19 protein-coding genes are annotated in these 21,412 nt (G+C 64.0%); 17 read left to right on the forward strand and 2 right to left on the reverse strand.

Annotation, left to right across the window (positions count from 1 at the left end; genetic code table 11):
• The first annotated feature begins 97 nt into the window (after nucleotides 1-97).
• Genes ehuC through doeB form a run of 7 tightly spaced genes read left to right on the forward strand, consistent with a single transcriptional unit; the run spans nucleotide 98 to nucleotide 6,414 of the window.
• Nucleotides 98-757 (forward strand): ectoine/hydroxyectoine ABC transporter permease subunit EhuC, encoded by a 660-nt coding sequence (gene ehuC / locus FJ967_RS05165; protein WP_140730617.1) that lies wholly within the window; start codon nucleotides 98-100, stop codon nucleotides 755-757.
• Nucleotides 757-1,416, forward strand: coding sequence for an ectoine/hydroxyectoine ABC transporter permease subunit EhuD (gene ehuD / locus FJ967_RS05170; protein WP_140730618.1), 660 nt, complete (start codon nucleotides 757-759; stop codon nucleotides 1,414-1,416). Before ehuC ends, ehuD begins: the two co-directional genes overlap by 1 nt.
• Nucleotides 1,417-1,419: 3 nt before the next feature.
• Nucleotides 1,420-2,199, forward strand: coding sequence for an ectoine utilization protein EutA (gene eutA / locus FJ967_RS05175; protein WP_140730619.1), 780 nt, complete (start codon nucleotides 1,420-1,422; stop codon nucleotides 2,197-2,199).
• A gap of 5 nt (nucleotides 2,200-2,204) precedes the next feature.
• Nucleotides 2,205-3,197 carry a hydroxyectoine utilization dehydratase EutB gene (gene eutB / locus FJ967_RS05180; RefSeq protein WP_140730620.1) on the forward strand — a complete coding sequence of 331 codons (993 nt, stop codon included), beginning with the start codon at nucleotides 2,205-2,207 and terminating at the stop codon, nucleotides 3,195-3,197.
• Entirely contained in the window at nucleotides 3,194-4,186 is a 993-nt protein-coding gene (locus FJ967_RS05185; RefSeq protein ID WP_140730621.1) for a cyclodeaminase, read from the forward strand. The genes eutB and FJ967_RS05185 overlap by 4 nt, the downstream gene beginning before the upstream one ends.
• Before the next feature lie 39 nt (nucleotides 4,187-4,225).
• Nucleotides 4,226-5,404: an ectoine hydrolase DoeA gene (gene doeA, locus FJ967_RS05190; RefSeq protein WP_140730622.1), complete on the forward strand. Its 1,179-nt coding sequence runs from the start codon at nucleotides 4,226-4,228 to the stop codon at nucleotides 5,402-5,404.
• A 5-nt stretch (nucleotides 5,405-5,409) separates the two neighbouring features.
• Nucleotides 5,410-6,414, forward strand: a complete 1,005-nt coding sequence (gene doeB / locus FJ967_RS05195) for a N(2)-acetyl-L-2,4-diaminobutanoate deacetylase DoeB (RefSeq protein WP_140730623.1) — start codon at nucleotides 5,410-5,412, stop codon at nucleotides 6,412-6,414.
• A 7-nt stretch (nucleotides 6,415-6,421) separates the two neighbouring features.
• Here the strand turns inward: doeB and FJ967_RS05200 are convergent, their stop codons facing one another.
• A complete protein-coding gene (locus FJ967_RS05200) occupies nucleotides 6,422-7,396 on the reverse strand; it encodes a GlxA family transcriptional regulator (protein ID WP_140730624.1) in 975 nt (324 codons plus the stop codon).
• 117 nt (nucleotides 7,397-7,513) lie between these two features.
• Here FJ967_RS05200 and FJ967_RS05205 point away from each other — a divergent pair, with 117 nt between their 5' ends.
• The 4 genes from FJ967_RS05205 to FJ967_RS05220 all read left to right on the forward strand — a co-directional run bounded on the left by FJ967_RS05205 (nucleotide 7,514) and on the right by FJ967_RS05220 (nucleotide 12,384).
• Nucleotides 7,514-8,152, forward strand: coding sequence for an HD domain-containing protein (locus tag FJ967_RS05205; protein WP_140730625.1), 639 nt, complete (start codon nucleotides 7,514-7,516; stop codon nucleotides 8,150-8,152).
• Nucleotides 8,153-8,248: 96 nt separating this feature from the next.
• Entirely contained in the window at nucleotides 8,249-8,926 is a 678-nt protein-coding gene (locus FJ967_RS05210) for a GntR family transcriptional regulator (protein WP_246675177.1), read from the forward strand.
• A gap of 109 nt (nucleotides 8,927-9,035) precedes the next feature.
• Nucleotides 9,036-9,830: a DeoR/GlpR family DNA-binding transcription regulator gene (locus FJ967_RS05215; RefSeq protein ID WP_140730626.1), complete on the forward strand. Its 795-nt coding sequence runs from the start codon at nucleotides 9,036-9,038 to the stop codon at nucleotides 9,828-9,830.
• A gap of 76 nt (nucleotides 9,831-9,906) precedes the next feature.
• Nucleotides 9,907-12,384, forward strand: coding sequence for an FAD-dependent oxidoreductase (locus tag FJ967_RS05220; protein ID WP_140730627.1), 2,478 nt, complete (start codon nucleotides 9,907-9,909; stop codon nucleotides 12,382-12,384).
• Here the strand turns inward: FJ967_RS05220 and FJ967_RS05225 are convergent.
• Complete coding sequence (locus tag FJ967_RS05225; protein WP_140730628.1) at nucleotides 12,381-13,250, reverse strand: LysR substrate-binding domain-containing protein; 870 nt, start codon at nucleotides 13,248-13,250, stop codon at nucleotides 12,381-12,383. The genes FJ967_RS05220 and FJ967_RS05225 overlap by 4 nt on opposite strands.
• Before the next feature lie 274 nt (nucleotides 13,251-13,524).
• On the opposite strand from FJ967_RS05225, the gene FJ967_RS05230 reads away from it, so the two are divergent.
• The 6 genes from FJ967_RS05230 (at nucleotide 13,525) to FJ967_RS05255 (ending at nucleotide 21,412) form a co-directional block, all read left to right on the forward strand.
• Nucleotides 13,525-14,724: a 2-aminoethylphosphonate--pyruvate transaminase gene (locus FJ967_RS05230; RefSeq protein WP_140730827.1), complete on the forward strand. Its 1,200-nt coding sequence runs from the start codon at nucleotides 13,525-13,527 to the stop codon at nucleotides 14,722-14,724.
• A gap of 24 nt (nucleotides 14,725-14,748) precedes the next feature.
• Entirely contained in the window at nucleotides 14,749-16,008 is a 1,260-nt protein-coding gene (gene phnA, locus FJ967_RS05235) for a phosphonoacetate hydrolase (RefSeq protein ID WP_140730629.1), read from the forward strand.
• Between the two features lie 219 nt (nucleotides 16,009-16,227).
• Nucleotides 16,228-17,685: a phosphonoacetaldehyde dehydrogenase gene (gene phnY, locus FJ967_RS05240; protein ID WP_140730630.1), complete on the forward strand. Its 1,458-nt coding sequence runs from the start codon at nucleotides 16,228-16,230 to the stop codon at nucleotides 17,683-17,685.
• 70 nt (nucleotides 17,686-17,755) lie between these two features.
• The gene (locus FJ967_RS05245; RefSeq protein WP_140730631.1) at nucleotides 17,756-19,114 is read left to right on the forward strand and encodes an aspartate aminotransferase family protein; all 1,359 of its coding nucleotides are present in this window, start codon (nucleotides 17,756-17,758) and stop codon (nucleotides 19,112-19,114) included.
• 3 nt (nucleotides 19,115-19,117) lie between these two features.
• Nucleotides 19,118-20,128 (forward strand): NAD(P)-dependent oxidoreductase, encoded by a 1,011-nt coding sequence (locus tag FJ967_RS05250; RefSeq protein ID WP_140730632.1) that lies wholly within the window; start codon nucleotides 19,118-19,120, stop codon nucleotides 20,126-20,128.
• A gap of 255 nt (nucleotides 20,129-20,383) precedes the next feature.
• Nucleotides 20,384-21,412 carry a 2-aminoethylphosphonate ABC transporter substrate-binding protein gene (locus tag FJ967_RS05255; RefSeq protein WP_140730633.1) on the forward strand — a complete coding sequence of 343 codons (1,029 nt, stop codon included), beginning with the start codon at nucleotides 20,384-20,386 and terminating at the stop codon, nucleotides 21,410-21,412.

Genomic DNA, 21,412 nt, shown 5'->3' on the forward strand with positions numbered 1-21,412 from the left:
AAAGCCAAGCAATTGGCTTTTCGCCCGCTACGCGGACCGCTTCTCGACCCTCCGTTGAACGGGGAGAAGGAAGCTAACCGCCAACATTGGAACCCAGATGACCCAGTGGTCCGGCTATTTCGGCCTGATATTGCAGGGAGCGCTTGTCACCATCGAGCTGGCGCTGATGGGGTCGGTGCTTGCCCTGATCATGGCCTTCCTCGCCGGCATGGGGCGGCTGTCGCGCTTCTTCGTCCTGCGTGCGCTCGCCACCGCCTATATCGAGTTCTTCCGCGGCACCTCGATCTTCGTGCAACTGTTCTTCGCCTATTTCGTCCTGCCCCTGGTGGGGCTGGAATTGACCCCGCTACAGGCCGGCGTGCTGGCGCTGGGGCTCAATGTCGGCGCCTATGCCGCCGAGGTGGTGCGCGGCGCCGTGCAGTCGATCGGCCGCGAGCAGCACGAGGCCTGCATCGCGCTCAACCTTGGCCGCTGGCATGGCCTGCGCCACGTCATCCTGCCGCAGGCGTTCCTGGTCATGCTGCCGACCTTCGGCAACAATGCCATCGAACTGCTCAAGGCGACATCGGTCGTCTCGCTGATCTCGCTCGCGGACCTGACCTTCCAGGCCCAGGTGGTGCGTGCCCAGACCGGCAACACCATGGTGCCGTTCGCCACCATCCTTGTCATCTACTTTATCCTCGCCCTGCTCATCTCCTGGGGCGTGCGCTCGCTGGAACGCCGCATGGCGCGCGGCCTCGATGGAGTGCGCGTCTGATGGATTGGGATTGGAATTTCGTCCGGGAGATCATGCCGACCCTGATCCAGGGGGTGAAGATCACCATCCTGGCGACGCTGCTCGGTTCGGTGCTGGCCGCGATCGTTGGTCTGGGCATCGCGCTGGCGCGCCGCTCGCCCAACAAGGCCCTGTCGCGCAGCGTTGGCTGGGTGGCCGAATTCATCCGCGGCACACCGCTTCTGGTCCAGCTCTATTTCATCTTCTACGTATTGCCCGACATCGGCATCCTTTTGCCGCCACTGGTCGCCGGCGTCATCGGGCTCGGCCTGCACTACGGCACCTACACGGCGGAGGTCTACCGCGCCGGCATCGACAATGTGCCGCGTGGCCAATGGGAGGCCGCCAAGGCGTGCAATCTCAGCGCCAGGCAGACCTGGTCGCACATCATCATCCCGCAGGCCATTCCACCGATGATCCCGGCATTGGCCAACTACTTCATCGCCATGTTCAAGGAGACGCCGCTGCTCTCGGCGATCACCGTTCTGGAGTTGATGAACCAGGCCAAAAGCGTCGCCAACACCTACTATCGTTATCTCGAACCGATCACGCTGGTCGGTGCTTTCTTCCTCGCCATCAGTCTTTGCTCGGTCGTGCTGCTGCGCTGGCTGGAACGCCGCTACGGCAAGATCGAGAGGTAGCCGATGAAACCCTTGCCCGAGATCAAGCTTGCGACCAGCCGGCCGGCGCTCGATGGCCGCCCGCTGGAGCGGCGCGTCGGCCTCATCATCCTTGCCACCGACCACACGACCGAACCGGACTTTCGTCGCATGGTGGCGAGCGAACGGATCGGCGTCTACGTCGCGCGCATTCCCTATGCCAACCCGACGACGCCGGAGAACCTGCGCAAGATGCAGCCGGCGCTGACAGCGGGCGCCGCCTTGATCCTGCCGGACGAGCCGCTCGATGCCATCTGCTACTCCTGCACGTCGGCTTCGGTGGTGATCGGCGATGCCGAGATCGAAGCGGCGATCCAGGCTGCCAAGCCGGGTGTGTCCGTCGTCACCCCGCCGATGGCCGGCATGCGCGGACTGAACGCCTTTGGCGTACGCCGGATCAGCATCCTGACCCCCTACACGGTCGAAACCTCCAGGCCGATGGCGACCTACTTCGCCGAGCGAGGCTTCGAGATCGCCAGCTTCACCTGTCTCGGCTTCGAGGACGACCGCGAGATGGCGCGCATTCCTCCGCCAGCGCTGGTCGATCTCGGCCGCCAGGCAACGCATCCGCAAGCCGACGCTTTGTTCGTGTCCTGCACGGCATTGCGCGGCGCACTCGCGGTCAGCGGCATGGAACAGGCGATCGGCCGTCCGGTGGTGACCAGCAACCAGGCGACCGCCTGGAATTGTCTGCGGCTCTGCGGCGACGAGACAGCCCATCCCGAATTCGGCCGTCTGATGACGCTGCCCTTGCCGCGCGGCTGACGATCATGGCGATGGTAACCCTTGGCGATATCCGTGCCGCGCGCGAGCGAATTGCCGGCAAGATCGGGAGCACGGCGAGCGTGCTTTCGCCGAGCCTCTCCGAACGGCTGAATGTTCCGGTCCATCTCAAGCTCGAGCATCGCCAGACCACCGGCAGCTTCAAATTGCGTGGCGCCTCCAACGCGGTCGCTTCACTCAGCATGGGGGAGAGGGCGCGTGGGGTCATTGCGGCCTCGACCGGCAATCACGGCCGAGCGCTGGCTTATGCGGCAAAGCTCGAGTGTATGCGCGCGGTTATCTGCATGTCGCGTCTGGTGCCTCAAAACAAGCTGGACGAAATCCGCCGCCTCGGTGCTGAGGTCCGCATTGTCGGCAACAGCCAGGACGACGCCCAGCAGGAAGTCGAGCGGCTGGCGGCGGACGAGGGGCTCATCATGCTGCCGCCCTTCGATCATCCGGCGATCATCGCCGGGCAAGGGACGCTCGGGCTGGAGATTATCGAACAGGTGCCTGACGCGGCTTTGGTGCTGGTGCAGTTGTCCGGAGGCGGGTTGGCCTCCGGCGTTGCTGCCGCGATCAAAGGCGTCAGTCCCGGCACAAAAATCATCGGCGTGTCCATGGCGCGCGGTGCGGCGATGAAGGCCAGCCTCGATGCGGGCCGCCCCGTGCAGGTCGAGGAACTGCCGACGCTGGCGGATTCGCTTGGCGGCGGCATCGGCCTCGACAATCGGCTGACCTTTTCCATGTGTCGCGACCTGCTCGACGACGTCGTCCTGCTCGACGAGGACGAAATCGCGGCCGGCATTCGCCATGCCTATGAACAGGAGCGCGAGATCGTCGAGGGTGCGGGCGCGGTGGGCATCGCCGCACTGCTTGCCGGACAGGTCAAGGCGAGAGGACCGGTGGTGGTTCTGCTGTCCGGCCGCAACATCGACATGGACGTGCACAGGAAGATCGTCTGCGGGGAAATACCATCCATTTCGGAGCGCGCCGCATGAGCCGGATGACGATCATCACCGAGGCTGAGCTGCGCAGGATCGTGACATTGGATCTCGATGCCGTCGCCTGTGTCGAGAACGCCTTTCGCGCGCTCGCTACCTTGCCGGTGGCGATGCCGCCCATCCTGCGGCTCGACATCCCCGAGCATCGCGGCGAGGTCGACGTGAAGACCGCCTATGTGCCCGGCATCGACGGCTTCGCCATCAAGATCAGCCCCGGATTTTTCGACAATCCCAAGCTCGGCCTGGCCAGCGTCAACGGCATGATGGTGCTGCTTTCGGCAAAGACGGGTCTGGTCGAGGCGCTGCTGCTCGACAATGGCTATCTCACCGATATCCGCACGGCCGCCGCCGGAGCGGTCGCGGCCAAACATTTGTCGCGGCAGGACTCGTCCGTCGCCGCGATCTTCGGCGCCGGCGTTCAGGCCGGACTGCAACTGGAAGCGCTGATGCTGATAAGGCCGATCGCAGAGGCCCGCATCTGGGCGCGTGATGCGGCCAAGGCGGAAGCGACAGCGGGCGCCTTGCGTGAAAAACTCGGCATCGCCGTGCGCGCTCAACCGGATGCGGCAAGCGCCACTGCCGGTGCCGACATCATCGTCACCACCACGCCTTCGACCGAGCCGCTGATCAAGGCCGGCTTCGTCTCTGCCGGCCAGCATATCACCGCCATGGGTTCCGACGCCGAGCATAAGAACGAGATCGCGCCGGCCATCCTGCGCATGGCCGATCTCTATGTCGCCGACAGCGCCAGACAGACGCGTCTGCTTGGCGAACTCCACCATGCCATCGCGGCGGGCGTAATGCCGGCCGACAGCGAGGTCGTCGAGCTTGGCCAGATCATCGCCGGCGAACGGCACGGCCGTCGCTCGGCCAGCGACATCACCATCGCCGACCTCACCGGCACCGGCGTGCAGGACACGGCAATTGCCACACTCGCTCGCGACCGGGCGCGGGCGGTCAATGCCGGAACGATTTTCGAAAGCTGATTTTGGCCGCGAGGCCCAACAAAACGAGGACCAAGAACGATGCAGCCAAATTTGAAATTCTCGCGAAGCGAATATGCGGATCGCCTCGCCAAGACGCGCAAGGCGATGGAAGCCAAGGGCGTTGATCTCCTCATCGTCAGCGACCCCTCCAACATGGCCTGGCTGACCGGCTATGACGGCTGGTCGTTCTATGTGCATCAGGCGGTCATTGTGCCGCCTTCGGGTGAGCCCGTGTGGTACGGTCGTGGACAGGACGCCAACGGCGCCAGGCGCACCGCCTACCTCGCCCACGATAACATCGTCGGCTATGCCGACCACTACGTGCAGTCAACCGAGCGTCACCCGATGGATTTCCTGTCCAGCGTGCTTGCCGATCGCGGCTGGGGCAAGCTCACTGTCGGCGTCGAGATGGACAATTACTGGTTCTCGGCCGCTGCCTTCGCATCGCTCCAGAAGCATCTGCCAAATGCCCGCTTCGTTGACGCCACCGCGCTGGTCAACTGGCAACGCGCGGTGAAGAGCCCGACCGAGATCGACTATATGCGCAAGGCCGCCCGTATCGTCGAGGCGATGCACCAGCGCATCTTCGACAAGATCGAGATCGGCATGCGCAAATGCGATCTCGTCGCCGAGATCTACGATGCCGGCACGCGCGGTGTCGCCGGCATCGGCGGCGACTATCCGGCGATCGTGCCGCTGCTGCCGTCGGGCGTCGATGCCTCGGCGCCGCATTTGACCTGGGACGACAAGCCGATGAAGCGGGGCGAGGGCACGTTCTTCGAGATCGCCGGCTGCTACAACAGGTATCACTGCCCGCTCTCGCGCACTGTTTTCCTCGGCAAGCCGACCCAGGAATTCCTCGATGCCGAGAAGGCGACGCTGGAAGGCATGGAAGCAGGCCTTGCCGCCGCCAGGCCCGGCAATGCCTGCGAGGACATCGCCAATGCCTTCTTCGCCGTCTTGAAGAAATACGGCATCGTCAAGGACAACCGCACCGGCTACTCGATCGGTCTGTCCTATCCGCCGGACTGGGGCGAACGGACCATGAGCCTGCGCCCCGGCGACCGCACCGAGCTCAAGCCCGGCATGACCTTCCATTTCATGACCGGTCTCTGGCTGGAGACGATGGGGTTGGAGATCACCGAATCCATCCTGATCACCGATACCGGTGTCGAGTGCCTGGCCAATGTGCCGCGCAAGCTGGTGGTGAAGGATTGAGCCCGATGTCCAGTCTTCGCCCGTCGCCGGTTGCTCCGACCGTCGATTTCGATCGCGACGGTGTCCAGCATGGCTTTCTGCGCCTGCCCTACAGCCGCGACGATTCGGCATGGGGCTCGGTGATGATCCCGATCTGCGTCATCCGCAGCGGCAAGGGCCCGGCGGCGCTGCTGACCGGCGGCAATCATGGCGACGAGTATGAGGGGCCGCTGGCGCTCTACGACCTTGCCCGCACGCTCGATCCAAGCCACGTCAGCGGCACGGTCATCATCGTGCCGTCCATGAACTATCCGGCCTTCCGTGCGGGCACGCGTACCTCGCCGATCGACAAGGGCAACATGAACCGCAGCTTCCCAGGGCGGCCCGACGGCACGGTGACCGAAAAGATCGCCGACTATTTCCAGCGCGAACTGCTGCCGCGCGCGGACATCGTCTTCGACTTCCACTCGGGCGGAAGAACGTTGGATTTCGTACCGTTCTGTGCCGCGCACACGCTGCCCGACAAGTCGCAGGAGCAAAAGGCCTTCGCGGCGGTCGAGGCCTTTTCGGCGCCGTTCTCGATGCGCATGACCGAGATCGATGCCGTTGGCATGTACGATACGGCGGCCGAGGAGATGGGCAAGGTCTTCGTCACCACAGAACTTGGCGGCGGTGGCACATCGCGTGCCGAGACGGTGCGCATTGCGCGGCGTGGCATCCTTAACGTGCTGCGCCATGCCGGTATCGTTGCCGGTGTGGTCGAGAAGAGCAGAACCCGATGGCTCGACATGCCTTCGGGCGATTGCTTCGCCTTCGCCGAGGACGACGGCATGATCGAGACCATGGTCGATCTCGGCGAGCCCATCGCAAAGGGCGAAGTGCTGGCCCGTATCCATCCCACCGGCCGCACCGGCGGCGCGCCTCAGGAGATCCGGGCGAAAATGTCAGGCATGCTGGCGGCGCGCCATTTCGCCGGACTGGTCAAGGCCGGCGACTGCGCCGCGGTGGTTGCCGTCGAGGTCGGGGGTTAGTCGGCCGTCAAGACCCGATCCGCGTCCCGCCGGTGTGCACACGCCGGTAGGCGGCAGGCGTAACGCCGACCTTGCGCTGGAAGGCACGGCGAAACGTGTCGATGTCGCAAAAGCCGCATTGGCCGGCGACGAGCTTCGGCGCCGTCCCCGTTTCCAGCAGGCGTTGCGCCGCTTCCACCCGGATAGCCTCCACCCAAGCCGAAGGCGTGGTGCCGACCTCCTGGCGAAACAGCCGCGCGAAATGGCGCGGGCTCATGCCGGCACGGTGGGCGAGCCGGTCGACGCCATGCTGATCGGCTGGGTTGGCGATCACCCAGCGCTGCACCTGCTGCAGCGCCGAACGTCCGGCCGGGCTTCCCGCACCTCTGCGGCTGTATTGAAGCTGGCCGCCGCCGCGGCGGAAATACATGACGAGCTGGGCCGCCACCCGCCGCGCGATCTCGGTGCCGAGATCCTCTTCGACCAGTGCCAACGCAAGGTCGAGCCCGGCGGTCACGCCGGCGGCGGTCCTGATCCTGCCGTCGCGGACATGAATGGCATCGACATCGAGGATCACCTCGGGAAAACGTTCGGCGAGCTGGTCGGCAACGGCCCAATGCGTGGTGGCACGGCGGCCGTTGAGCAGACCGGCTTGCGCCAGCAGGAAGGCGCCGGTGCACACCGATCCATAACGCCGCACGGCCGCGCTGGCGGCGCGCAGCCATTCGAGGACGGCCTCGTCTCGAACCCATCGTGCCAGATGCGGCGCGCCCGCCGCAAGAAGCGTGTGGAAGCGCGGCATGTCTGCCTGCCCGATGACGGCATCGGGCAGCAGCCTGGCCCCCGACGAGCAATTTATGGCCCCCGCCTTCGAAGCGACGATCGAGATGACATAGACTTGCCTGCCGGCTTGGAGATTGGCCTCGGCGAAGACATCGAGCGGTCCGGAGACATCGAGCAGTTGAGCGCCTTCCATGGCGAGTATGCCGACCCGTAATGCCATCGATCCGTTTCCCTGTCCGCTTCTTCGGTGTTTTGGCCGAATTCGTCGTAGTAAAACAATTCCTGCCATAGCCGTTCACGCCTAGATTGTCACGGCAGATCATCAGGAGACGACATCATGGCAATCATCCCCGAGGGCGCGGCCATCCCCGACAGCAAGCTGGCGAAAGCCATCACGGCTTTCATCCGTGACACCGAGACCGACCTGCTCTTCAACCACTCGAGCCGCGTCTATCATTTCGGCGCGCTGGCCGGCCTGCACCGCGGGCTCGAATTCGATCGCGAACTGCTTTATGCCGGTGCGATGTTCCATGACCTCGGGCTGATGCCCGGCCACAGCAGCCCGCATGAGCGTTTCGAGGTCGATGGCGCGCACGCCGCGCGCGATTTCCTGCGCGGCCACGGCATCTTGGAGGAGGATGCCTACACGGTCTGGACGGCGATCGCGCTGCACACCACGCCGGGGGTGCCGGTTCACATGCATCCCGTGGTGGCCCTGGTGACGGCGGGCGTCGAGATGGATGTCCTCGGTCTCACCCATAGGGAATATTCCGACGAGGAGCGCGAGACGGTGGTGCGAGCCTTCCCGAGGACATCAGACTTCAAGGAAGACATCATCCAGGCCTTCTATGACGGCATCAGGCACAAGCCCGACACCACGTTCGGCAACGTCAAGGCCGATGTGATCGCCGACAAGGAACCGCATTTTCACCGCGGCAACTTCTGCTCGGTGATCCGCAACTCGCCTTGGCGATAGGGGCGCGCGTTCAAACCATCTTGTACACCAGGATACGCATATCCAGTGCGGTGATTTTCCTCTACGCTCGATCCCGCGTGACGGAGGGAGTATCGAGTGCGTGGCTTCACGGAAGGGGTGATCGACAGGCCGCTGACGGTCGCCGAGCAGGTCGCCAATGTCCTGCGCGAGGCGATAGCCAGCGGCGCGCTCAAGGCCGGCACCGCCTTGCGCCAGGATGAACTGGCCGAACGGTTCGGCTTCAGCCGCATGCCGATCCGCGACGCGCTTCGCCAGCTGGAAGCCGAAGGCATCGTTTCCATTCATCCGACAAAGGGTGCGCATGTCGCCGGTATGGACAGCGCCGAAATCGGTGAAATCTACGCCGTGCGCGAACTGCTCGAGTGCGAGGCGCTCCGGCTGTCCGTGCCGGTCTTGTCCGGCGGCAAGCTCGATGAGGCAGGACAGGTTCTCAACCAGATCGACGCGGAACGCGATGTCGGTCGCTGGGGGGCGCTGAACCGTGGCTTTCACCTCGCGCTCTACGATGGTTGCGGCAACCGTCGCCTCCTCGGCCTGATCGAGGCGCATCACAATGCGGCCGACCGTTACGTTCGCATTCTTTTGTCGAATCTCGATTACCGCAACCGCTCGCAGAGCGAGCACCGCGACCTGTTGGCCGCCTGCCGGCGGCATGATGGCAAAACCGCCGTAAGCGCTCTGAGGCAGCATCTTCGCGAAGGGAGCAACACGCTCGTCAAAGCGATAGAAGGCGGCGGGCTGTCACGGAAATAAGTTCGCCACCAGCGAGCGAAATCACCGCCGGTCGGCGAGGGGATATGGTTGCGCCGACGCTGGTTCACTGCCACATATTGCAACATCAATACTCGATACGAGGATCGTCATGTCTCCCGTCAGCCGCCTGCCGGCGCGCGCCCTTGCTCCCAGACGCCATGACGAGATTCTGAAGCGGCTCAGCGCCCAGGGCTCCGTCAGCGTCGCCGAACTGGCCGGATTCTTCGATGTCTCGCGCGAAACCATCCGTCGCGACCTGAAGATGCTTTCGGACCAGAGCATGCTCGGCATCGTGCATGGCGGCGCCGCCCGTTTCGAGCCGAGTGAACCGGCGATGAGCCTGCGCAGCCGGGAGAATGCGGAGGGCAAGACCATGATCGGCAAGGCGGCGGCTGGCCTGATCAAGGACGGCATGGTGGTATTCCTGGATTCCGGGACCACCACTTTGGCCGTCGCGCATGCCATGACCGACCTGCGTGATCTCACCGTCTGCACGGCCAGCCTGAAGATAGCGCTGCATCTGTGCCATGTACCGGGCATGCGGGTGCATATGCTCGGTGGCGAGATCGATCCGGGCGAGGAGGCGGCTTCAGGCATCGACACGCTGGATGCCATGGCGCGCTTCCGCGTCGACATCGCCTTTCTCGGCGGCGGCGCCCTGTCGCCGGACGGCGAAGTGACCGACTTCACCCGCGCTGGCGCCGAGCAGCGCGGCCGCATGATCGCTCTCGCCGGCAAGGCTTTTTTCGTGCTCGACGCCAGCAAGTTCGGCAAGCTGACGCCGCTCAGAGTACCGAATTTCGAACGGGCTGCCGGCGTGATCGTCGACGTGGACCCGGCGCCGGCTCTTGCCGAAGCGCTTTCGCGAAAGGGCCCGAAGCTCATCGTGGCAAACCTGATGTGATATTTTGTGACTTTTTGAGTTGATATTTGGCTTTTTCGTGATAGTGTCCGGCCATCCCTCGAATGGCGGCTCGCTCATGGCTCACGAATTTCCCACACAGGCCCGGATCGTCATTGTCGGCGGCGGCATCATCGGCTGCTCGGTCGCCTACCACCTGACAAAACTCGGCTGGACCGATGTTGTCCTGCTTGAGCAGGGACAGCTCAGCGGCGGTACCACCTGGCATGCCGCCGGCCTCGTTGGGCAGTTGCGCAGCCATTCCAACATGACCAGCCTGATCCGCTATTCCACGCAGCTTTACAGTGAGCTGGAGGCCGAGACCGGGCTGGCGACCGGCTGGAAGAACTGCGGGTCGCTGTCTGTTGCACGCACGGCCGACCGCATGACGGTGCTGAAACGCACGGCCGCGTCTGCCCGCGCCCAAGGTGTCGAGATCGATGTCATTTCGGCGAGGGAGGCCGGCGATCTCTGGCCGGTGATGGCAACCGACGATCTGGTCGGCGCCGTCTGGCTGCCGGGTGACGGCAAGGCCAATCCCACGGATCTGACGCAATCGCTCGCCAAGGGCGCGCGCAATCGCAGTGCGAAAATATTCGAGCGGGTCAAGGTCACCGGCATCACGGTGAAAAACGGCGTTGCCTGCGGTGTCGAAACCGACCGGGGCGACATATCGGCCGAGATCGTCGTCAACTGCGCCGGCCAGTGGGCACGCAAGGTCGGACTGATGTGCGGCGTTTCCGTGCCGCTGCATTCGGCCGAGCATATGTACATCGTCACCGGTCGGATCGAGGGCGTGCATCCGGACCTGCCCGTCATGCGCGATCCCGACGGGTTCATCTACTTCAAGGAAGAGGTCGGCGGCCTGGTCATGGGCGGCTTCGAGCCGCACGCCAAGCCCTGGGGCATGAACGGCATCCCCGACAATTTCGAGTTCGCATTGCTCCCCGACGATTGGGATCAGTTCGAGATATTGATGGAGAACGCGCTCGTGCGCGTGCCGCAATTGGCCGATGCCGAGGTCAAGAAATTCTACAACGGTCCCGAGAGCTTTACGCCGGACAACAACTTCCTGCTCGGCGAGGCGCCCGAGCTGAAGAATTTCTATGTCGGCGCCGGGTTCAACTCGATGGGCATCGCCAGCGCCGGTGGCGCCGGCAGGGCGCTCGCCGAGTGGATCGTCAATGGTGCGCCGACCATGGATCTGTGGCCGGTCGACATCAGGCGTTTCGCCACCTTCAACAACAATCCGCGCTGGCTGCACGACCGGGTGAAGGAGACGCTCGGCCTGCATTACGCCATGCCTTGGCCGAACCGTGAACTGGATACAGCGCGCCCCTTCCGCCGTTCGCCGCTCTATGATCGGCTGGCCGCCAAGGGCGCCTGCTTCGGCTCCAAGATGGGCTGGGAGCGTGCCAACTGGTTCGCCGCGCCGGGAGAGAAGGCCGAGAACGATTACGCCTTCGGCCGCCAGAACTGGCACGAGGCGGTCAAGCGCGAGATGAAGGCGACGCGCGAAGCAGTCGCGATCTTCGACCAGACCTCTTTCGCCAAGCTGCTGGTGCAGGGCAGGGATGCCTGTCCTGTGCTCAACCGTATCTGTGCCGGCGATGTCGATGTACCGGTTGGCACTTCCGTCTATACGGGCGTGCTGAATGCGCGCGGCGGCTACGAAAGCGACCTCACCGTGATGCGGCTCGGCGCGGACAAGTTCCTGATCGTCACCGGTTCCGCGCAGGCGGTCCACGACGCCGACTGGATCGTCAAGAACATCCCGTCCGATGCCCATGCCATCCTGACGGACGTGACTTCGTCATACGCGGTGCTGGCGGTGATGGGGCCGCGCTCACGCGACCTGTTGGGCAAACTGTCCTCGGCGGATCTCTCCAACGCCGGCTTTCCCTTCGCCACGATTCGCGAGATCGATATCGGCTACGCCACCGCGTACGCCAACCGCATGACCTATGTCGGCGAACTCGGCTGGGAACTGATCGTGCCGACCGAATTCGCGGCCGGTGTATACGAGGCGCTGCATGAAGCCGGCCGGGAATTCGGCCTACAAGACGCCGGCTACTACGCGCTCGACGCCTTGCGCATCGAAAAGGGTTTTCGCGCCTGGGGCAGGGAATTGACACCCGACATCGACCCCTGGCAGGCCGGGCTTGGCTTTGCCGTTGCGATGGACAAGCCAGGCGGCTTCATCGGCCGCGATGCGCTCGCCGCCGCCAAGTCGTTGTCGGCACCGTCCAGGCGCATCGTGCTGTTCACGCTGGACGATGCCGAACCGATGCTGTGGGGCGGCGAGCTGATCCTGCGCGACGGCAAGCCGGTCGGCGAGGTGCGCTCGGCAGCCTATGGCCATACGCTGGGCTGTTCGGTGGCGCTCGGGTTGATCGAGCACGAAGCCGCCGTCGACGCGATGTTCCTGAGCGGCGGCCGCTTCGAGATCGACCTCGCCGGCATTCGCCACGCAGCCACGGCGCATCTGCGCACCCCCTACGACCCGAAGTCGGAGCGGGTGAAGGCGGATGCAGTGCAGATGAGCGCGGCCGCCTAATCCGCCGACAGCGAGCGCGCCATGTCGAGAAAGGCGCGCACCAGCTTGCCGCCGCTGCGTTCGCGCAGACAGATCAGCGCCTCATCCATCAGCGTCTCGGGCGCGTCTATTGTGATCGGCACCAGCCGCGAATCCTGGCCGAACTCCGCTGCCGAAACAAAACCGATGCCGGCGCCGGAGGCGACGATCTCGCGCACGGCTTCACGGCCTTCGGCCTCGATCACCGGCCTGAGCTCGACCTTTGAGGCGGCGGCGAGATCTTCGAGCTTCTGGCGCGTCTTCGAACCGCGCTCGCGCATGACCAGCGATTCCTGCGCGAGCTGTTTCAGCGTCAGCGACTTCTTTGCCGACAGCGGATGCTCGATCGAGGTGAAGGCGATGATCGGCGTCGAGTTCAGTTTCAGCACCTCGAAGTCGCGACCGGCGGGCACCTCGCCCAGCACGCCGATGTCGGCATCGTAGCTGTAGAGGCTGCTGATCACCGTCTCGGTGTTTCCGGCGCGCACCGACACCTGCACGCCGGGATAGCGGGCCCGGAAGCTGCCGAGAATGTGGAGCAGATGGTGCGCGGCATCGGCGACGATGCGCAGCGTGCCGGACCGCAAAGCGCGCGACTCCGTCAGCAGCTCGAGCGCCTGCTGCTCGGTGTCGAACATGCGGTGGGTTATCTCGAGCAGCTTCTGGCCCGAATGGGTCAGCGTGACCTGCTTCTTGTTGCGGTTGAACAGAAGCACATCATACTCTTCCTCGAGCTTGCGCACCTGGTCCGATATCGCCGGCTGGGTCAGGAACAGGGCTTCGGCGGCGCGGGAGAAGCCGCCCGATATGGCCACCTGATGGAAGGCTCGCAACTGAACATAGCGCATTTTTCTGTCCCTGAGCGTCTAAGATCCGGCGGGCGGGCCACCACAAGCACGGCTCTCCGAAATACCGAACCAAACGATCTGGCTTGTGCCTGCGAGACGATCGTCACTGCGGGCTTCACAAACGTGTCATGACCGGCATGCAGCATACGGCCCACATTCGCGTTTGACCATCGTGGAAATCGATACTTCGATACAAAATAACGATTTTACAAATATGTCGTCCGGGCCAACAATGGCGTCACACCAAAAAAGCAGCGACCTGTCGGAGGACACCATGCTCGCCGAGACGAAATTTGCCGCCGAGCCGCTGGCCAAGCCGGCATTGGGCGAGCCCTATCTCCTGACCCCCGGGCCGCTCACCACGGCCTATTCGGTCAAGCAGGCGATGCTGCGCGACTGGGGGTCGTGGGATGGCGATTTCCGCGCCATGACATCCGATATGCGCCGCCGCCTGCTGGCGCTGACCGGTGATGCGAAAGGCGAATTCGATTGCGTGCCGATGCAAGGTTCGGGCTCCTTCTGCGTCGAAGCGATGCTTGGCTCTTTCGTCCCCAGGGATGGCAAGGTGCTGGTGCTGGCCAACGGTGCCTATGGCCTGCGCGCCGCGCAGACCATGCAATATCTCGACCGCGCCTATACGCTGATCGACAAGGGCGACTACCTGCCGCCGCGCGGTGACGAGGTCGCGGCCGCGCTCGAGGCAGATCCCGCCATCACCCATGTCATTGCCATTCATTGCGAGACCAGTTCCGGCATTTTGAACCCGGTCGCCGAGATCGCCGATGCCGTCCATGCCAAGGGCCGCAAGCTGCTGGTCGATTCCATGAGCGCCTTCGGTGCCGTGGCGCTCGACGTCAACGAGATCCGCTACGAGGCAATGGTTTCGTCCGCTAACAAATGCATCGAGGGCGTGCCGGGCTTCGGCTTCATCATCGCCCGCAAGAGCGAACTCGAAGCAGCCAAGGGCCGCAGCCATTCGCTGTCCCTCGACGTCCATGCGCAATGGGCGCACATGAACAAGACCGGTCAGTGGCGCTACACGCCGCCGACGCATGTGGTGGCAGCCTTCCTCGAGGCGCTGCGCCAGCATGAGGCCGAAGGTGGCGTCGCCGGCCGTGGCGCCCGCTATGTCAGAAACCGCGACGTCATGGTGGCGGGCATGCGCGAACTCGGCTTCGAGACGCTGCTCAGGGATCGCTGGCTGTCGCCGATCATCGTCACCTTCTTCAATCCGGCCCACGCCAACTTCGCCTTCGATCGTTTCTACGAGCTGATGAAGGAAAAGGGTTTCATCATCTATCCCGGCAAGCTGACGGTCGTGGATTCCTTCCGCGTCGGCTGCATTGGCCAGATGGATGAACATGTCATGCGCCGTGTCGTCGAGGCGGCGGCGCAGTCGCTTCGTGAAATGGGCGTCGACACCGCCGCTCCACCCGCCGCGGCAATCGCCGAGCGTGCCAAACTCGCCGCCTGAAGCGGCCGATTTCGAGGATACAAGATGAACCAGATGTCTCCCATCAATGTCGCGGTCAATGGCCGTACCTACGCCTGGCCGCGCGTGCCGGCGATCGCCATCTGCCTTGACGGCTGCGAGCCGGCCTATCTCGACGAAGCGATCAAGGCCGGGCTGATGCCGGCCCTGGTCAGGATCAAGCAGAAGGGCACGGTGCGTTTCGCGCACTCGGTCATTCCAAGCTTCACCAACCCGAACAATCTGTCGATCGCCACCGGCCGTCCGCCGTCCGTGCACGGCATCTGCGGCAACTATCTCTACGAGCGCGAGACCGGCAAGGAAGTGATGATGAACGATCCGCGCTTCCTGCGCGCGCCGACCATCTTTCAGGCCTTCTACGATGCCGGCGCCAAGGTCGCCGTGGTCACCGCCAAGGACAAGCTGCGTGCACTGCTCGGCAAGGGCCTGGCTTTCGATGAAGGCCGCGCGCTGTGCTTCTCGGCCGAGAAGTCCGATACCACCACCGTGTCCGAGCACGGCATCGACAACGCCTCGAAGCATTTCGGCCTGCCGGTGCCGGAAGTCTATTCGGCCGAACTGTCGGAATTCGTCTTCGCCGCCGGCGTCCAGTTGCTGAAGGAGTTCCGCCCCGACATCATGTACCTGACGACGACGGACTATGTGCAGCACAAATACGCACCCGGCGTGCCGCAGGCCAACGCCTTCTACGAGATGTTCGACAAATATCTGGCCGAGCTCGATGCGCTGGGCGCGGCGATCGTCGTCACCGCCGACCATGGCATGAAGCCCAAGCACAAGGCCGACGGCTCGCCCGACGTGGTCTATGTCCAGGACCTGCTCGACGAATGGCTGGGCAAGGATGCCGCCCGCGTCATCTTGCCGATAACCGATCCCTATGTCGTCCACCACGGCGCGCTTGGTTCCTTCGCCACCGCCTATCTTCCGGCTGACGCCGACCAGGCCGACATCATGGCGCGGCTGGCCAAGGTCGACGGCATCATGGTGGTGCTCGACAGCCCCGATGCCTGCGAGCGCTTCGAATTGCCGGCCGACCGCATCGGCGACATCGTGCTTGTCTCGACCGAGAACAAGACCATCGGCACGTCGGAACATCGCCATGACCTGGCGGCGCTCAATGAGCCTTTACGTTCTCATGGCGGCCTGACCGAGCAGGAAGTGCCGTTCATCGTCAACCGCGTGCTGCCGGACCTGCCCAACGAGCCGACCCTGCGCAATTTCGACGCCTTCTACTACGCCACGCTTGCCGCGGCTTTGGCGGTTTGAGCGTGTCGATCCCCACTCCGTCGAGCTTCGCTCGACACCTCTCCCCGATCGACGGGGGAGAGGGAGGGCGCCAAGATTAGCCATGGCCTAGCCCGGCGACGGCCGCAGACTTTGACTGATTTCCTCTCCCCTTCGATCGGGGGAGAGGTGGCCCGAAGGGCCGGAGTGGGGGTCGATCCTCCGCCGTGACGTACCCAAGAATCTGCTGGAGCAGAGCCTATGACCCAACTTGACCCCTCCATCAAAGTCCGCCACGAGCCGATGCGCATTGCCGGCAGGAAGGTCGATGCCGACGGCGTCGTCGAGGTGCGCTATCCCTGGAACGATACGGTCATCGGTACCGTGCCGGCGGGCCGCGCCGAGCATGCCCGCCAGGCCTTCGAGATCGCGGCCGGCTACAGGTCGAAGCTGACGCGCTATGAGCGCCAGCAGATCCTGTTCCGGACAGCAGAAACTCTGGCGTCGCGCAAGGAGGAAATCTCGGACCTCATCACGCTGGAACTCGGCATCTCCAAGACGGATTCGCTCTACGAAGTCGGCCGCGCCTATGACGTGTTCACGCTTTCGGCGCAGATGTGCATCCAGGATGACGGCCAGATTTTCTCCTGCGACCTCACCCCGCATGGCAAGGCGCGCAAGATCTTCACCACGCGCGAGCCGCTGAAGGCGATTTCGGCGATCACGCCGTTCAACCATCCGCTCAACATGGTCTCGCACAAGGTGGCGCCGGCGATCGCCACCAACAATTGCGTGGTGGTGAAGCCGACCGAACTGACGCCGATGACGGCGCTGCTCCTGGCCGACATACTCTACGAAGCCGGGCTGCCGCCGGAGATGCTGTCTGTCGTGACCGGCTGGCCGGCCGACATCGGCAACGAAATGATCACCAACGACAACATCGATCTCATCACCTTCACCGGCGGCGTGCCCGTCGGCAAGATGATCGCCCGCACCGCCGGCTACAAGCGCCAGGTGCTGGAACTCGGCGGCAACGACCCGCTGATCATCCTCAACGATCTCTCCGACGACGACCTGGCCAAGGCCGCCGATCTCGCGGTGGCGGGCGCGACCAAGAATTCGGGTCAGCGCTGCACGGCGGTCAAGCGCATCCTCGTCCAGGAAAGCATAGCCGACCGCTTCGTGCCGCTAGTGCTGGAGCGCGCGAGGAAGATCCGCTTCGGCGACCCGATGGACCGCTCGACCGATCTCGGCACCGTCGTCCACGAAAAGGCGGCAGCACTGTTCGAAACCCGCGTCCACATGGCCGCCGGGCAGGGCGCGGAAATTCTCTACAATCCGGGCCGGCAGGGCGCGCTGCTGCCGCCGATCGTCGTCGACCGTGTGCCGCACACATCCGAACTGGTGATGGAAGAGACGTTCGGCCCGATCATCCCGATCGTGCGCGCACCCGACGATGACGAGGCGCTGATCAAGCTGTCCAACTCGACCGCCTTCGGCCTGTCGTCGGGGGTCTGCACCAACTCGTTTCCCCGCATGCAGAAATACATTGCCGGGCTGCAGGTCGGCACGGTCAACATCTGGGAAGTGCCGGGCTACCGCATCGAGATGTCTCCCTTCGGCGGCATCAAGGATTCGGGCAATGGCTACAAGGAAGGCGTCATCGAGGCGATGAAGAGCTACACCAATGTGAAGACATTTTCGTTGCCCTGGTCATGACCGGGCGGCATTGACGGGCAGATATCGAGGGGGCGTTCCACGCTCCCTCATTCGCGTTTCGGAGAGGGCTATGGCCGCAATCACTGAGCTTGTGCACACAGAGGGCGATTCCAACACGACGGCGGCGCGTGGCCGCTGGGATGCCGGCCAGGACGATCCTCGCATTCGCGGCCTGCTCGACCGCGACGCGGCTGCCTTCATGCATCAGAGCCTGTCCAGCCCCTGCCTGTCGACGATCGCCAGGGCGCAAGGCATCTGGATCGAGGACACGGCCGGCCGCCGCTTCATGGATTTCCACGGCAACAGCGTGCATCATCTGGGTTACGCTCACCCCAGGCTGGTGACCGCGATCAAGAAGCAGCTCGACGATCTCTGTTTCGCGCCGCGCCGCTTCACCTGCGAGCCCGCTGTAGAACTGGCCGAGAAACTGGCCGCCCTCGCACCGGGCGATCTCGGCAAGGTGCTGTTCACGACGGGCGGCTCCGACGCGATCGAAGTGGCGCTGAAGATCGCGCGCGCCGCGACCGGCCGCTTTAAGACGGTGTCGTTCTGGGATGCGTTTCATGGCGCCGGTTTCGGTGCGGCAAGCGTGGGCGGCGAAGCGACGTTCCGCTCGCACATCGCAGGCCCGATGATGACCGGCACCGAGCATGTCGCGCCCTGGGACGGCTATCGCTGTCCCTACGGCCATGACAGCCTGGAAGCTTCCGGCATCGCCTGCGCCAACATGATCGCCTATGTGCTCGGCCGCGAGCAGGATGTCGCGGCTGTCGTCGCCGAGCCGATGCGCGCGACGCCCAATCCGCCGCCGCCCGGTTTCTGGAAGCGTGTGCGCGAGGCCTGCGACCGGCACGGCACGCTGCTGATCTTCGACGAGATCCCGACCGGCCTCGGCAAGACCGGGAAATTCTTCGCCCATGAGCATGATGGCGTGACGCCTGACATCGTCGTGCTGGGCAAATCTCTCGGCGGCGGCATCCTGCCGATCGCCGCCGTCATCGCGCGCCGCGACCTCGACGTCACCGGCGGCTTCGCCATCGGCCACTACACCCATGAGAAGAACCCGGTGACGACGCGCGCCGCGCTGACGACCATCGACATCATCCTGGAGGAAGGCTTGGTCGAGCGTTCCGCCGAACTCGGCCGTCATATGCTCGGGCGCATGCAGGAGCTGATGGCGCGCTCGTCTCATGTCGGCGATGTCAGGGGCAGGGGGCTGATGGTCGGCGTGGAACTGGTCGAGGATCGCGCCTCACGCCAGCCGGCCCGCGATCTGGCGGAGCGCGTCTTCTATACCTGCCTGGAGCAGGGTCTGAGCTTCAAGATCAGTCACGGCAACGTGCTGACACTATCGCCGCCGCTGGTCATTTCGAAGACCGATCTCGACCGCGCGCTCGACATCGTCGAACGCGCCGTGCTGGCAGCCTGATCCGTGAAGGCCGTCCGCACCGACCGTGAGCTGGAATGCCCTGGCATAGACGCCGGCTTGAGGGCCAGGGGCATTGACTTGGTGACCCTGCCGGATGGCATTCCGGAAGACGATCTCGCCAGGGCGGTCGCCGACGCCGATCTGCTGTTGATGTGCTACACGCCGATCACGGCGCGGGTGATCGAGGCCGCGCCGAAATTGAAGGGCATCGTCAAATATGGTGTCGGCGTCGACGCCATCGACATTCCCGCCGCGATGCCGCGCGGCATTCCTGTCGTCAATGTGCCTGAATATGCCGAGGAAACCGTCGCCGAAGGCGCGTTCGCACTGATGATCGCGTTGGCAAAGCGGCTGCCGGCGATCACGCGGGCAATGGCGAGCGATGGCTGGATCTGGCCCGAGCAGCGCTGGCTGGGGCGCGATATCTCCGGAGCCACACTTGGGCTCGTCGGCTGCGGCAAGATCGGCCGCAGCATGGCGCGCATGGCAGGCCAGGGTTTTCGCGCGCGTGTGCTTGGCTTCGATCCCGGTGTCGATGCCGCGACCATGCACGCCGCCGGCATCGAGAAGGCGCACGATCTCCACGCCATGCTGGGCGCCTGTGACTTCGTTTCCATCCATTGCGTTCTGAACGACCAGACACGCGGCCTGATCGGCAAGCATGAGCTCGCCTGCCTGAAGCCCACCGCCATCATCGTCAATGTCTCGCGCGGTGCGCTGATCGATGAGGCCGCACTTGTCGAGGCAATCCTTGCCGGCAGGATCGGCGGGGCCGGTCTCGATGTCTACTCGCTCGAGCCGCTGGCCAGGGCAGGCCACCCGATGAGCGCTCTGTTCGGTCGCGACAATGTGATCCTGTTTCCGCATCTTACCTTCTTCACGCACTTGGCGATGCGCCGCCTGGAAGACGACACGCTCGCGCGTTGCTTCGAGGTTATCGAGGGCAGGCCAGTGACCGTCCGCTCGCACGATCCGCGGTTGAGGGCGCAGACCTCAGGCGTTTCGTTCGGCTGATAAATCTTATATTTTTCAATTGAATAGCGGCTTTGATCGCAGGAAGAACCGCGCCTGCGACAGCGATGCGACAGTTCCATGACAAGTATCAGAGGAAACTTGTCTGTCATAAAATAAATAGATTTTACTTATCGATCGCCGATCCTCAGAGTTGTCACAACGACGACATCCAACCGGCTCAACGTCCGTCAGAGACCGAAGCCGGCTGGGCCTGGTGCATCGCGCAATGTGCATTCAATCAAAGGGGAACTGGTCATGAAATCACGAAACGCAACCATGGTCGCGGCACTCGCCGCATTGCTCGCTTCGGCCGCCCTCGTCGGCCCGGCGCTCGCCGACGGCGTCGTCACCATCTATTCGGCCGACGGCCTGCATGACGGCAATGGCAGCTGGTACGAGACCGAATTCGCCGCCTTCACCAAGGCGACCGGCATCACCGTACAGTATATCGAGGCAGGTTCGGGCGGCGTCGTCGAGCGTGTCGCCAAGGAAAAGTCGAACCCGCAGGCCGACGTGCTGGTCACCCTGCCGCCCTTCATCCAGCGCGCCGCCGCGGATGGCCTGCTGCAGGATTACAAGCCTGAAGCCGCGTCCCAGATCGACGGCGGCACCGACAAATACCGGCCGCTGGTCAACAACTACATGAACTTCATCTACAACAGCGCCGTGCTGTCGGAAGCGCCGAAGAACTACAGCGACCTGCTCGATCCGAAGTTCAAGGGCAAGATCCAGTACTCTACCCCTGGCCAGGCCGGCGACGGCACCGCCGTGATGCTGCAGATCATCCATGCCTTCGGCGGCGAGGATGCCGGCTTCGAGTTCATGAAGAAGCTGCAGGACAACAATGTCGGTCCTTCCGCCTCGACCGGCAAGCTGACCGCACTGGTCAACAAGGGCGAATTGCATGTCGCCAATGGCGATCTGCAGATGAACATGTCGCAGATGGCCGACAATCCCAATATCAAGGTGTTCTGGCCCGCCGGCCCGGATGGCACCCGCTCCACCTTCGCGCTGCCTTACGAGATCGGCCTGGTGACCGGTGCGCCGAATGGCGACAACGGCAAGAAGCTGATCGACTTCCTGCTGTCCAAGGAGGCCCAGTCGACCGTAAGCTCCGTTGCCCTCGGTATGCCGGCCCGCAAGGACGTGGCGCCATCCGACGCCAACTTTGCCAAGTTGCAGGAGGCGATGAAAGGCCTGACCATCTGGTCGCCGAACTGGGACGAAGCGCTGAGCAAGCTGCCGGACTACGTCAAGAAGTGGAACGAAGCGACCGGAAGCTGA

This window comes from Mesorhizobium sp. B2-3-4, from assembly GCF_006442315.1.
Taxonomy (GTDB): Bacteria; Pseudomonadota; Alphaproteobacteria; order Rhizobiales; family Rhizobiaceae; genus Mesorhizobium.

Coding starts and splice junctions, on each gene's coding strand:
- ehuC (WP_140730617.1), top strand. CDS start 98: ATGACCCAGTGGTCCGGCTATTTCGGCCTGATATTGCAGGGAGCGCTT.
- ehuD (WP_140730618.1), top strand. CDS start 757: ATGGATTGGGATTGGAATTTCGTCCGGGAGATCATGCCGACCCTGATC.
- eutA (WP_140730619.1), top strand. CDS start 1,420: ATGAAACCCTTGCCCGAGATCAAGCTTGCGACCAGCCGGCCGGCGCTC.
- eutB (WP_140730620.1), top strand. CDS start 2,205: ATGGCGATGGTAACCCTTGGCGATATCCGTGCCGCGCGCGAGCGAATT.
- FJ967_RS05185 (WP_140730621.1), top strand. CDS start 3,194: ATGAGCCGGATGACGATCATCACCGAGGCTGAGCTGCGCAGGATCGTG.
- doeA (WP_140730622.1), top strand. CDS start 4,226: ATGCAGCCAAATTTGAAATTCTCGCGAAGCGAATATGCGGATCGCCTC.
- doeB (WP_140730623.1), top strand. CDS start 5,410: ATGTCCAGTCTTCGCCCGTCGCCGGTTGCTCCGACCGTCGATTTCGAT.
- FJ967_RS05200 (WP_140730624.1), bottom strand. CDS start 7,396: ATGGCATTACGGGTCGGCATACTCGCCATGGAAGGCGCTCAACTGCTC.
- FJ967_RS05205 (WP_140730625.1), top strand. CDS start 7,514: ATGGCAATCATCCCCGAGGGCGCGGCCATCCCCGACAGCAAGCTGGCG.
- FJ967_RS05215 (WP_140730626.1), top strand. CDS start 9,036: ATGTCTCCCGTCAGCCGCCTGCCGGCGCGCGCCCTTGCTCCCAGACGC.
- FJ967_RS05220 (WP_140730627.1), top strand. CDS start 9,907: ATGGCTCACGAATTTCCCACACAGGCCCGGATCGTCATTGTCGGCGGC.
- FJ967_RS05225 (WP_140730628.1), bottom strand. CDS start 13,250: ATGCGCTATGTTCAGTTGCGAGCCTTCCATCAGGTGGCCATATCGGGC.
- FJ967_RS05230 (WP_140730827.1), top strand. CDS start 13,525: ATGCTCGCCGAGACGAAATTTGCCGCCGAGCCGCTGGCCAAGCCGGCA.
- phnA (WP_140730629.1), top strand. CDS start 14,749: ATGAACCAGATGTCTCCCATCAATGTCGCGGTCAATGGCCGTACCTAC.
- phnY (WP_140730630.1), top strand. CDS start 16,228: ATGACCCAACTTGACCCCTCCATCAAAGTCCGCCACGAGCCGATGCGC.
- FJ967_RS05245 (WP_140730631.1), top strand. CDS start 17,756: ATGGCCGCAATCACTGAGCTTGTGCACACAGAGGGCGATTCCAACACG.
- FJ967_RS05255 (WP_140730633.1), top strand. CDS start 20,384: ATGAAATCACGAAACGCAACCATGGTCGCGGCACTCGCCGCATTGCTC.